Source organism: Pseudomonas sp. MYb2 (assembly GCF_002979955.1).
Classification (GTDB): Bacteria; Pseudomonadota; Gammaproteobacteria; order Pseudomonadales; family Pseudomonadaceae; genus Aquipseudomonas.
In genome coordinates, this window is record NZ_PCQC01000012.1 from 49,944 (window position 1) to 62,414 (window position 12,471).

The window sequence follows — 12,471 nt, forward strand, 5'->3', positions numbered from 1 at the left end:
CCTTTTTAAGCGGCGGGTTGCAGGCCGAACATCGCCAGTTGTTGAGTGCTGCCCTTGTGTTGAATCAGGCGCGGATCATCCAGTGGGAAATCTCGGCCCAACTCGCTTTCGAGAATAGCCTGCAGCTTGTGATTATCGACCTGACCGTCCGGGCCAATGGCTTGCTTGAGCTTGGCCGGGTCAATCTGCGCGGTGTGGCCCGGTTCGAAATAGATCGCGCCGGTGGCAAAGTCGACGGCAAACGCGATCAGGCCGGGAATGACGTAGAACAGCAGGCCCACGGCGTCGAGCACGGCAATCGCCGGGTCGATCTTGCCGTCGATCTGACCACGCCGGTCCGGGTAGAAAATCGAACCGCACGCGGTGATTTGCGTGAGCAGGGTGGCGACCAGTACACCGCCGATCAGGCGAAAAGGTAAGCGCATGGGAAAATCTCCTGATTGATCTAAGAACGAAGCGTCGTCGTGTGAAGTTAAGACCCTGACGAACGCCCGCCAGTTCGCCGTTATACTCGGGCCTCTGTTTTGGAGCCAGCATGAATTCTTTGCCAATCGATGAAGTTTTACCCGCCCTGCGTGAAGCCTTGGCGACTCGCCATGAAGCCGTGCTCGAAGCACCGCCCGGCGCCGGTAAAACCACCCGCGTGCCGTTGGCCCTACTCAATGAAGCGTGGCTGGCCGGGCAGACCATTCTGATGCTCGAGCCGCGCCGTCTCGCCGCGCGTGCAGCCGCGGAACGGCTGGCCAGCGAGCTGGGTGAGAAGGTCGGTGAAACCGTCGGTTATCGCATTCGCCTCGACAGCAAGGTTGGCCCCAACACGCGCATCGAAGTGGTCACCGAAGGCATTCTCACCCGGCGCTTGCAGGATGACCCGGCGCTGGAAGGCGTGGGTTTGCTGATCTTCGACGAATTCCACGAGCGCAGTCTTGATGCCGATCTGGCGCTGGCCTTGAGTCTGAACGGTCGGGAGCTGTTTCGAGCTGAACAACCGCTGAAGATTTTGCTGATGTCGGCCACGCTCGAAGGCGAGCGCCTCGCCGGGTTGCTGGATGACGCGCCGATCCTGCGCAGCGAAGGCCGCATGTATCCGGTGACGATGCGCTGGGGGCGGCCGTTTCAGCCCGGCGAATATATTGATCAGCGTGTTACGCAAACCGTGCTCGAAGCGGTGCACGATGAAACCGGCAGCCTGTTGGTGTTTCTGCCGGGGCAGGCGGAAATCCGTCGCGTGCATCAACAACTTGTCGACGCCATGGGTGAGCGCAGCGACGTGTTGCTGTGCCCGTTGCACGGTGAACTCGACCTTAATGCGCAACGCGCGGCGATCGATCCGGCGCCGGCCGGTCAGCGCAAAGTGGTGCTGGCGACCAACATCGCCGAGACCAGTCTGACCATCAACGGCGTGCGCGTGGTGATCGACACCGGGCTGGCGCGGGTGCCGCGTTTCGATCCCGGTAGCGGCATGACGCGCCTTGATACCCAGCGGATTTCCAAGGCCAGCGCCACGCAGCGTGCGGGTCGTGCGGGGCGTCTGGAACCGGGTGTTTGTTATCGCTTGTGGTCGCAGGATCAGCACGAACAACTCGCTGCTTATGGCAGTGCGGAAATTCTTTCGGCGGATCTCGCCAGTCTGGCGTTGCAACTGGGCCGTTGGGGCGTGACGCCGGGCGAACTGGTCTGGCTCGACGTTCCGCCAGCGGCGGCTTATGCACAGGCGCAGGATTTGCTGCAACGGCTCGGTGCGCTGGAAGGTGACGCGCTGACTTCCCACGGTCAGGCCATGGCTGAGTTGCCGGCGCATCCGCGCATCGGTCATTTGTTGTTGCGCGGACAGGCGTTGGGTTTGGCCAACATGGCCTGCGACGTCGCCGCATTGCTTGGTGAGCGCGATATCTTGCGTGGCGCCGGGGCGGATTTGCACAGTCGATTGCTGCTGCTATCCGGCGAAGAGCGTGCCGCCCGAGGTGCGCAGGGCGGCGTACAACGGGCTAAGCAACTCGCCCGGCAATATCGCAGTTATCTGCGCGGCAAGGCCAGCGCACCGGTCAGCGATCCTGATCATCCGCGCTGGCTCGGCGCCTTGCTGGCGCTGGCGTATCCCGATCGCGTTGCGCAACAGCGGCGAGCCGGTGGCGCGGAATATCGCCTGGCCAACGGTCGTGCGGCGCTGTTCGCCGAAGCCGACAGCCTGATGAAAGAGCCGTGGATTGTCATCGCCGACCTCGGCAGCCGTCAGGGCCAGCGCGAAGAGCGGATTTATCTGGCGGCGGATTTCGATCCGGCGCTGTTCGATTCAGTGCTCACCGAACAGGTGCGCAACGTCGATCAACTTGACTGGGACGAACGCGAAGGCGTGCTGCGTGCCGAGCGGCAACGCAAGGTTGGCGAGCTGATTCTCAGCCGCGAGCCGTTGACCGGTCTTGATGAAAATGCGCGCAGTCAGGCGCTGGTCAATCTGGTGCGGCGCAAGGGTCTGGAGCTGTTGCCGTGGACGCCGGAGCTGCGTCAGTGGCAAGCGCGGGTGGCGTTGTTGCGTCAGTTGGAATTGAACAATCAGGACGACAGTCCGTGGCCAGATGTCAGCGATGCAACGTTGCTGAACACTCTCGAAGACTGGCTGATGCCCTATCTGGGTAAAGTCTCGCGACTCAGCCATTTTGCCAATCTCGATCTGTCGAGCATCGTGCGCAATTTGCTGCCATGGCCATTGCCGCAGAAGCTCGATGAGCTGGCGCCGCATCATCTGAGCGTACCGTCTGGGTCGTCGATTCGTCTGGATTACAGCGAGTCTCCGCCGATCCTTGCGGTGCGTTTGCAGGAACTGTTCGGGCTGGCCGATACACCGCGAATCGCCGGCGGGCGCCAGGTGGTCAAGTTGCATCTGCTGTCGCCAGCGCGGCGGCCGGTGCAGGTGACGCAGGATCTGGCGAACTTCTGGCGTAGCACCTATGCCGAGGTGAAGAAGGATTTGAAGGGGCGGTATCCGAAGCATTACTGGCCGGATGATCCGCTGGTGGCCGAGGCGACCGCACGGGCCAAGCCGCGCGGGACCTGAAGATCAAGAGATCGCAGCCTTCGGCAGCTCCTACAGGATTGGAGTCGGCCACAAAATAATGCTGCGACATCGATCTACTGTAGGAGCTGCCGAAGGCTGCGATCTTTTGCTGTCAAGGGTGCGACTTGGCCGTCAGTTGCTCGCGGCAATAATCAGCGAACAACTGCGCCGGTTTGGTCAACTGCCCGCGCTTGAGCCACGCCGCCACCAGGCCTGAACCGGTGACGTCCTCGACGATGTCCACACAGACGACTTTCTTGCCGTCGTAAGTGCATTCCGAATGCGGTCTGGTTACCAGAATCGAGAAGCCGAAACCCTGGCCGACCATCCCGCGCACCATCTCGATCGACGGCGAGCTGAACTCGATGCGTGGGGTCAGCCCGAGCTCTTCAAACAGGCTGACGAAGTAAGTCCGGCTCGGCTGCACATCGAGCAGGATCATCGGATCCAGGCACAGATCCCTTAGCGAAACCTGCTTGTACTGGGCAAAACGATGATCCGCCGGCAACAGCGCATATGGCCGTTGCGCCGGCATCAGCGGTTCGGTCTGAATCGTGGCGTCGAGTTCGTGTTCATAGAGGATGACCAGATCAAACGTGCCCGACGTCAGCCCTTGCACCAGCTCTTGCTGTTCACCGTCGCGGATGCGGATTTTCACCCCCGGATACAGCGCCGAGAACCCGGCGATCAATTGCGGCAGGTACAACGGCGCGACCGTTTCGAAACAACCAATATCGATCTGTCCGGCGACCACGTCGTTGTCGGCCAACGCGTTCTGCTCAAACTCCTTGGCCATGCGCAGCAGCTCTTGAGCCTTGCGAAAAAACCGCGCACCGCTTGGGGTCAGCGACACACCCTGGGCGTGATGACGGATCAGCAGTTGCACGCCGAAGCTGTCCTCCAGGCCTTTGATCGCCGTGGAAATCGCTGGTTGCGCGATGTACAGCTTGCGCGAGGCTTCGGCAACGCTGCCGCATTCGACGGTGGTGATGAAGTATTTCAACTGACGCAAATTGTAGGCGGCCACGGCAAACCTCAGGACGAGCGGACTCGACTTCAAAGCAATTTGTGCGCCGCCACGTCCGTTGCGCGACGATGTTTTTATCCTTCAACCATAGCCACCTGCGCAGTATTTGGGGGAAGTCCTTGCCCAGTGTTTTTATTGCCTGCGAAGACATTTTTACTATTTTTAGCCCGTGCGGGCCTGAGCGACCATCGATTGACAATAACGTCTCAGGAGCATCCGTCGTGTTCGAGCTTGCAGAGTGGCAGCGCCGCGCCGTTGCATTGAAGTTTCCCGATCAAGCCGTGATCGACGGCAAGCATTGCACCGCGGTATCGGGGCAGACTTTTGCCGCGATCAACCCGGCGACCGGGCAATGCCTGGCCAATGTCGCGGCGTGTGGCGAAGAGGATGTGGACGCGGCAGTGCGCAATGCGCGTCAGGTGTTCGAGTCCGGTATCTGGTCGCAACGCTCCCCGGCCGAGCGCAAGCAAGTGCTGCTGCGTCTGGCTGATTTGCTGATGAGCCATCGTGAAGAGCTGGCGCTGCTCGATTCGCTGAACATGGGCAAACCGGTGATGGATGCTTACAACATCGACGTGCCGGGCGCTGCCGGAGTGTTCCGCTGGTACGCCGAAGCCATCGACAAACTCTACGATCAGCTGGCACCCAGTGCGCCGAATGTGTTGGCGACCATTACCCGCGAAGCGCTCGGAGTGGTGGCAGCCGTGGTGCCGTGGAATTTCCCGTTGGACATGGCTGCGTGGAAGCTCGCGCCGGCGCTGGCGGCGGGCAATTCGGTGATTTTAAAACCGGCTGAGCAGTCGCCGTTTTCGGCATTGCGTCTGGCCGAGTTGGCGCTGGAAGCAGGGCTGCCGGCCGGTGTGCTGAACGTGTTGCCGGGGCTTGGCGAGCAGACTGGCAAGGCGCTGGGTTTACACGCGGATGTCGATTGTCTGGTGTTCACCGGCTCGACCCAGGTCGGGAAATATTTCATGCAGTACTCCGCGCAATCCAACCTAAAACAGGTCTGGCTGGAGTGCGGCGGCAAGAGCGCCAATCTGGTGTTCGCCGATTGTCAGGATCTGGATCTGGCGGCGGAAAAAGCGGCGTTCGGGATCTTCTTCAATCAGGGTGAAGTCTGCTCGGCCAATTCGCGATTGTTGGTGGAGCGTTCCATTCATGATGAGTTTGTCGAACGGCTGAAAGCGCAGGCCGAACGTTGGTTGCCGGGGGATCCGCTGGATCCGCAGAGCAGTGCCGGGGCGATTGTCGATAGCAAGCAGACGGCGGGCATCATGGGTTTTATTCGCAGTGCCGAGCAGTCGGGCGCGACGCGGGTGTGCGGCGGGCAGCAGCGGCGATTTAACGGGTCGGACAATTTTATTGAGCCGACGATTTTTACCGGTGTAACTGCCGACATGCCGCTGTTTCGTGAAGAGGTGTTTGGCCCGGTGTTGGCGGTGATGCCGTTCGACAGCGAGGAAGAAGCGGTGCGACTGGCCAATGACAGTGTGTATGGCTTGGCGGCGTCGTTGTGGACCGATGACCTCAACCGCGCACACCGCGTGGCACGTCGGTTGCGCGCGGGTACGGTGTCGGTCAACACGGTGGATGCGCTGGATGTGACGGTGCCGTTTGGTGGTGGCAAGCAATCGGGGTTTGGTCGGGATCTGTCGCTGCACTCGTTCGATAAATACACCCAGTTGAAAACCACCTGGTTCCAGCTGCGCTGAGACCGAGTCGCCCCCTTCGCTGGCAAGCCAGCTCCCGCAGGTTCAGCGGTATGCATGAAATCCAGCCACACCCTAGACCCTTGTAGGAGTGAGCCTGCTCGCGATAGCGGTGTGTCATGCAGCCGAGATATGGACTGACCTGACGCCATCGCGAGCAGGCTCACTCCTACAGTTTTCAGCGGTGTTCACAAAAACCGGGGTACAACTGAGATTCCTGTGGGAGCTGGCTTGCCAGCGATGAGATTCTTCCACTCGCCGAAAACCCCCAATCTGCACTCACCTCGCGCACCCCCGCAATCCCCGCCCTGAAGCAGTGCGCACTACCCAGTTTTTTCATCATTTGCAGCCAACAATTTCCTGATTTTCCTCGCCGCGCACATGGGCCACCATCGATCTTGCCCGCCAGCCGAATGTTGTCCGCCCAAGCGTCCGCGAGAGACCAACGGCAGCAACTGCACAACGGCCGGCGACCGTACTGCCCATGACAAAACTAAATCAACAGCGTCGGGAGTGCTCCATGATCAAATCCTTGTGTATTCGTCTCACTCACCCTTTGGCAATTACCGCTCTGGCCGCCACGGTCGCGACCAGCGCCCAGGCCGGCACCCTGTCCATCGGCCACACCACGTGGGTCGGTTACGGCACGCTCTATCTGGCTCAGGATCTGGGCTACTTCAAGGAAAACGGGTTGACCGTCGAATTGCCGGTGGTCGAAGAAGCGTCGATGTACATGGCCGCGCAGGCTTCGGGGCAATTGTCCGGCTCGGCGTCGACCATCGATGAGGTGCTCAAATATCGTCCGCAGTTCTGCTTCAAAGCGGTCGCGGCGCTGGATGACAGCCATGGCGGCGACGGCGTGCTGGTCGGCAAGGACGTGAAGAGCCTGCAAGAGCTCAAGGGCAAATCCGTCGCGGTCAACGAAGGCTCGACTTCACAGTTCTGGCTCTCGTACCTGCTGAAGAAAAACGGCATGAGCATGAGCGACATCACCGTGCAGAACATGACCGCTGACGATGCCGCCACCGCGTTCATCGCCGGTCGCGTGCCCGCGGCGGTGACCTGGGAGCCGCACCTGTCGATGGTTCGCGACAAGCAACAAGGCAAAGTGCTGATCGACAGCAGCAGCACCCCCGGGGTGATCGTCGACGTGGTCGCGCTCAATTGCAGCGTGATCGAGAAGCAACCGGAAGACGTCAAGGCGCTGGTCGCCGGTTTGTACAAAGCCGTGCAATACACCAAGGATCACCCGGAAGACGCGTACAAAATCATGGCCAAAGGCGTCGGCGGTTACCTCTCCGATCCGAAGGAGCTGGCCGCCGCCGCACAGGGCGTGCGTTTCTACGATCAGGCCATGAGCGAGAAGCTGTTGGGCTCACCGGGCAAACCGGGTGACAGCGCAGCGTTGATCAAACTGGCCAACGAAACTGCCAGCGAATTGCAGGGCAAACCTTACAACGTCAGCAACGACGAACTGGTCGACAACCGTTTCGTCAGTCCGCTCTAGGAGGTTGCAATGTTCAAGCGCAATTCGTGGCTGAGCCGCAGCCTCACGCCGAAAACCGCGTTGCCGGTGCCAGTGGTGTGGAGCGCCAGCGCGCTGGCCTGGGTGTTGTTGGTCGGTCTGTGGGCTGGCTTGTCTTACGGCGGCATCGTGCCGGGAATGTTTTTGCCGACACCGGGCGCGGTGGTTGAAGCCGCCGTGCGCCTGAGCCGCGACGGCACGCTCGGCACACATGTCTGGGCCAGTGTCGAAGTGGTGATGGTCGGCTTCATCGTGTCGTCGCTGGTGGCGGTGCCGTTGGGGTTACTGATGGGCAGCTTCCGCATCGTCCAGGCGTTCCTTGAGCCGCTGGTGAATTTCATTCGTTATCTGCCGGTGACCTCGTTCGTGCCGCTGTTCATCCTGTGGATCGGCATTGGTCTGGAGCAGCGGGTTTCAGTGATTATCTTCGGCGTGTTCTTCCAGCAACTGGTGATGATCGCCGACGTGTCGAAGGGCATTTCCAAGGATTTGATCAACGCCTCTTACACCTTGGGTTCCAGCCGTCGCGATGCGGTGCTGCATGTGATTGCGCCGGCCTCGGTGCCGGGTGTGCTCGACACGCTGCGGGTGACCATGGGCTGGGCCTGGACGTATCTGGTGGTGGCTGAACTGGTCGCCGCTTCCAGCGGATTGGGTTACCTGAGCCTGAAAGCCATGCGCGGCTTTCAGGTGGATGTGATTTTCCTCGCCATCGCGATCATCGGCCTGCTCGGTCTGGTCACCGATCAACTGTTCCGTTTTCTCCGCCTGAGGGTTGCCGCATGGGCTCAGTGACTGCTGCCAATCATCGTTTCATCGAACCTGTCGCGACCCCGGCGCAAGCCGCGCCGCGCTTGCAGGTGGACAAGGTCAGCCTGCGTTACAAGAAGCCTGACGGCGGCACGTTTACCGCGCTGGAAGAGGTCTCGTTCGAGGTGCCGGATCAGCAGTTTGCGGTGCTGGTCGGGCCATCGGGTTGTGGTAAGTCGAGTCTGCTGTACCTGACCGCTGGGCTGGCGGAGCCGACCTCTGGAGAGATCCATGTCGGCGGCCAGCAAGTGCAAGGCCCCGGCGCGGATCGCGGCATGGTCTTTCAGAGCTACACGCTGTTCCCGTGGCTGACGGTGCGGCAGAACGTTGAGTTCGGATTGAAGCGTCGTGGCGTGCCGGCGGCGCGGCGCAAGGAGATTGTCGATTACTACGTCAACGAAGTCGGCCTTGCCGGGTTCGCCGACAACTACGCCAAACAGCTGTCGGGCGGGATGATGCAGCGTGTGGCGATTGCTCGTGCACTGGCCAATGATCCGCAGATTCTGCTGATGGACGAACCATTCGGCGCGCTGGACAGCCAGACGCGATTGCAGATGCAGCAGTTGTTGCTGCGGGTCTGGGGCAACAGCAAGAAGACCGTGTTGTTCGTGACCCATGACATCGACGAAGCGATTCTGCTGGGGGATCGGGTCTATGTGATGGGCGCGAAACCGGGGCGCATCAAGCAGATTCTCGACGTGCCGATCGAACGTCCACGCTCACTGGACATGGTCATGGAGCGCTCGTTTATCGACATGAAACGGCAGATCTTCGGCCTGCTGCATGACGACCTCGAAGAAGTCCATTGATCCGCTGTAGGAGCTGCCGCAGGCTGCGATCTTTTGATGTTGTTCTTGAAGATCAAAAGATCGCAGCCTGCGGCAGCTCCTACACGGGAATGTGTTGGTTATGGAGTGGCGGGGAGGAGGAAGCGGGCGATGACCGGTAGGTGGTCGGAAATGCGCAAGGTATCGTCCTGGCGCACCGTCGCTTCGACCCGTTTGATTTTCGGGCTGTAGAACAGGTAGTCCACCGTGCGATCCGGGCCATTCAGGCCGGGGTCGTTGGGGTAGTGTGTCAGCCACTGCGCACGATCAATCCCGCCGGCCTCGTTGTTGGTCGGGATCATCGGGTATTTGTCCCACAGCAGATGCAGTTCGCTGTCGGTGGAGTAGGGCGTACGCCGTTCGACCGGCAAGCGGCGGTATTGCCCGAGCGGCAACAGATTGAAGTCACCGCCGATCAGCCATGGCAGGCCCTGGCTTTCATATTTGTCGAGGACCTTGGCCACGGCGCTCACTTGCGCCTGCAAGGTGCTGTCCGCTTGGCTGGCGCGTTCCAGATGCGTGTTGAACACGGTCAATTGTCCGCCATCGCTGAGCGGCAGCTTGGTCGCGAGCAAGGCATCTTTGGGCTGAAACTGACGGCTGATGAAGTTCGCCGAGGCCACCGGCAATTGCAGGCGTTCGGCGTGTTCGATGCGGTAGCGGCTGAGCGTCGCCAGTTGCCGGCCGACGCTGCCGAAGATATGCCGATCAGGAACGAAGTCAGCCTTCCAGTCAAAAGCGCTGACGCTGCACGGATACAGGTCGGCAACCCTTTCCTGCAGCAGTTTGAGCTGATCCTGATAATCGCTGGCCTTGGCGCCGTCATCCAGTTCCTGCAACAGCACCACATCGGGCTGCTCATCGCGGATCACCCGCGTCACTTCGTCAAGGCTGAAGGCCATGTCTTCCAGCGTCGGCGCTTCATCATCGCCCTTGGCCAGGTCATTCCAGAACACGTAGCGCTTGCCAGCAAGAAACTGCACGTTCCAGGTCATGACTTTCAGCGCCTGCCCCGGCACCAGCGTCGGGGGCGTTCCGGTGCAGCTGACCGGCAGGGTTTCGCGAGGTTCGGGGCGCCAGGTCAGGCTGAAGATCAGCCCGCCGATCAGGGTGATGGCGAGCACAACAAACAACAGGGTGTAGCGCAGTAGACGGGTCATGGCTCGGCTTATAGCGTTACAGAAAGTGGCCCCGAGCATACCTGAGGGCAGTCGCCAAGCCCAAGTGCAGCGCTGTCAGACCGCTCCGTCACGTTTGTCAGGCGATTCGCTGATGAGCATGAACAAACGGAACAACACCACGCTGGTGAACAGTTGCAGGAAGCTGTGGGCGCTGTCGATCAGCACGGCGAGCACCGGGTTCTGCGGCTCGGGGTACACCGCCAGCGTCGCGCCCTTGAGCAGCCACAACGGCGTCATCACACACAGAATGCACAGCAGGATCCGCCAGAAGTGCCCACGGGTCAGGCGCAGGCTTTCCTTCATCGCCTGCAACGGTCCGAGGCCGCGCAGCACCAGCAGATATTCACCGAACGCGAGCATTACCATCAGCATCAGGCCCGGCAGGAAATACAGCGACAGACCGAGCAGAATCAGCAAAGTGTTAAGTGCCGTGAGCAGGGCGAAACGCGGCCACAGGCGTGCAGACATTGCCAGCAGGTCAAGGGTGCGGGGGGATTCGCCACGTGTGCGGGCGTCGAGAAAGAGGATCAGTGCGGCGGTGTACAACGGATAAACCAGCAGGCCGACGACCACGCTGACTGAGGAAAAACTGTCCGGGTCGGTGTTGTGATCGACCAGTTGCAGCAAAAACGCTTCGAAGATCACCAGCGGCAGGCACAACTGCACGATGCTGACCAAATGGCGTTTGAAAAAATACAGGGAGTCGCGCAGCACTTCGAAGGCATTCATCAGTCGGTATCGCAGGTTGAAAACAGTGGCTCACTTTAACCGATGACGCCGGCGCCGGCACAAACGTAAACATTCGGTAAAGGTCGTTGAAACATCCTGTCACCGTCTCCATTACAGGAGAGCACCTTGTCCACCGTGGACGAGGGCAATGTTTTCCCCCGGCAATCTACGAGGTCGCCATGAACAGCGAAGAGCAAACCCTGATCGATGGACTGTTTTCCCGGCTGCAACAGGCCGAAACGGAGGCAGCCCCGCGTGACGCCCAGGCCGAGACGCGGATCAAGGAACACCTGACACGCCAACCGGCGGCAGGTTATTTCATGACCCAGGCGATTCTGGTGCAAGAGGCAGCGCTCAAGAGCCTCGACGAACAGAACAAGCAGATGACCCAGCAAGTCCAGCGTTTGCAGGCTGAACTGCAATCGGCCAAGGCCCAGAGTGCCGCACCGGCGCCGAGTGGTGGTGGCGGTTTCCTGTCGAGCATCTTTGGTGGCAGCCCGCGTTCGGCGCCGACCCAGAGTGCCGCGCCGTCGTCCACGGGCGGCTGGCGCGAACCGGCTCCGCAGCAGAACTTCGCTGCTCCCGCGCCGCAACAGAATTTCGGCGCCCCACCATCTGGCTACGCGCAACCAGCGGCCCCGGCGGCCGGCAGCAGCTTCCTCGGCGGTGCCCTGAAAACCGCCGCCGGTGTGGCCGGTGGTGTGATGTTGGCGCAAGGCATCAGCAGCCTGTTTCATCACAATCAGCAACCGGAAGAAATCGTTGAAGTGATCAAGGAAGAACCGGCGCAGGTTGCCGACCAGAGCAACAATGGCTGGGGCGATGATCAGCGCATGGCTGGCAACGATCAGGGCGGATTCACCGACACTGATTACAGCAGCGACGACAACTCATCGTTCTTCGATGACGACGATTCCTTCGTCTGACCCCTGCATTTCTCAGGTTTGACACCAAACCTGTGGTGAGGGGGTAAATCCCCTCACCACATTCACCACTCGTCAGTAGCACCTCGGCGTCTGCCGGTGATTATTCGCTGAACCTTCCTCTTGGCTGGCATACTGAGCGCCTTTTTCGGGCCTGGCGCCCGATCCCGCTTCGTGCGCTTGCGCGCCCACAGGAACTCCGGTGAAAAAAATCGCAGTGTTCGCCGACGTGCAGAACCTCTACTACACCGTGCGTCAGGCCTATGGTTGTCATTTCAACTATGCCGCGCTGTGGGCCGACATCAGCAAGGACGGACAGATCGTCGAGGCCTACGCCTACGCGATCGACCGGGGCGACAGCAAACAGCAGCAGTTCCAGCAGATTTTGCGCAACCTCGGCTTCACCGTGAAGCTCAAGCCTTACATCCAGCGTAGCGACGGCTCGGCCAAGGGCGACTGGGACGTGGGCATCACCCTCGACATCATGGACGCCGCCGACCACGTCGACGAAATCGTCCTGGCCTCGGGTGACGGTGATTTCGACATGCTGCTCGAACGCATCATCAGCAAGCACGGCGTCCAGGCAGTCGCCTACGGCGTGCCCGGCTTGACCGCCAATTCGCTGATCCGCGCTGCCAGCCGTTACGTGCCGATCGAAGGCGCGCTGCTGCTGAAAAACTAAGCT

At 60.6% G+C, this 12,471-nt stretch carries 11 protein-coding genes; 7 read left to right on the top strand and 4 right to left on the bottom strand.

Annotated features, from left to right (window positions below; genetic code table 11):
* Positions 1–5: 5 nt before the first annotated feature.
* Positions 6–425: a hypothetical protein gene (locus CQ009_RS19625; RefSeq protein ID WP_007909665.1), complete on the bottom strand. Its 420-nt coding sequence runs from the start codon at positions 423–425 to the stop codon at positions 6–8.
* A 110-nt stretch (positions 426–535) separates the two neighbouring features.
* On the opposite strand from CQ009_RS19625, the gene hrpB reads away from it, so the two are divergent.
* Complete coding sequence (gene hrpB, locus CQ009_RS19630) at positions 536–3,055, top strand: ATP-dependent helicase HrpB (RefSeq protein WP_105708286.1); 2,520 nt, start codon at positions 536–538, stop codon at positions 3,053–3,055.
* 112 nt (positions 3,056–3,167) lie between these two features.
* Here the strand turns inward: hrpB and CQ009_RS19635 are convergent, their stop codons facing one another.
* Positions 3,168–4,082, bottom strand: coding sequence for a LysR family transcriptional regulator (locus CQ009_RS19635; RefSeq protein ID WP_105708288.1), 915 nt, complete (start codon positions 4,080–4,082; stop codon positions 3,168–3,170).
* Between the two features lie 221 nt (positions 4,083–4,303).
* Between CQ009_RS19635 and CQ009_RS19640 the strand changes: the two genes are divergently transcribed.
* The 4 genes from CQ009_RS19640 (at position 4,304) to CQ009_RS19660 (ending at position 8,935) form a co-directional block, all read left to right on the top strand.
* Entirely contained in the window at positions 4,304–5,794 is a 1,491-nt protein-coding gene (locus CQ009_RS19640; protein ID WP_105708290.1) for an aldehyde dehydrogenase, read from the top strand.
* Between the two features lie 517 nt (positions 5,795–6,311).
* Entirely contained in the window at positions 6,312–7,298 is a 987-nt protein-coding gene (locus tag CQ009_RS19650) for an ABC transporter substrate-binding protein (protein WP_105708292.1), read from the top strand.
* 9 nt (positions 7,299–7,307) lie between these two features.
* Positions 7,308–8,111, top strand: coding sequence for an ABC transporter permease (locus tag CQ009_RS19655; protein ID WP_105708294.1), 804 nt, complete (start codon positions 7,308–7,310; stop codon positions 8,109–8,111).
* On the top strand, positions 8,099–8,935 hold the full coding sequence (locus CQ009_RS19660; protein WP_105708296.1) for an ABC transporter ATP-binding protein: 837 nt from the start codon (positions 8,099–8,101) through the stop codon (positions 8,933–8,935). Before CQ009_RS19655 ends, CQ009_RS19660 begins: the two co-directional genes overlap by 13 nt.
* 98 nt (positions 8,936–9,033) lie before the next feature.
* On the opposite strand, the gene CQ009_RS19665 is transcribed toward CQ009_RS19660, so the two are convergent.
* Both CQ009_RS19665 and CQ009_RS19670 read right to left on the bottom strand, forming a co-directional pair.
* On the bottom strand, positions 9,034–10,113 hold the full coding sequence (locus CQ009_RS19665) for an endonuclease/exonuclease/phosphatase family protein (protein ID WP_064392300.1): 1,080 nt from the start codon (positions 10,111–10,113) through the stop codon (positions 9,034–9,036).
* A 75-nt stretch (positions 10,114–10,188) separates the two neighbouring features.
* On the bottom strand, positions 10,189–10,863 hold the full coding sequence (locus CQ009_RS19670) for a YciC family protein (RefSeq protein ID WP_064392302.1): 675 nt from the start codon (positions 10,861–10,863) through the stop codon (positions 10,189–10,191).
* 179 nt (positions 10,864–11,042) lie between these two features.
* Between CQ009_RS19670 and CQ009_RS19675 the strand changes: the two genes are divergently transcribed.
* Positions 11,043–11,789: a DUF2076 domain-containing protein gene (locus CQ009_RS19675; protein WP_105708299.1), complete on the top strand. Its 747-nt coding sequence runs from the start codon at positions 11,043–11,045 to the stop codon at positions 11,787–11,789.
* Positions 11,790–11,988: 199 nt separating this feature from the next.
* Positions 11,989–12,468: an NYN domain-containing protein gene (locus CQ009_RS19680; protein WP_007949802.1), complete on the top strand. Its 480-nt coding sequence runs from the start codon at positions 11,989–11,991 to the stop codon at positions 12,466–12,468.
* The last annotated feature ends 3 nt before the right edge of the window (positions 12,469–12,471 follow it).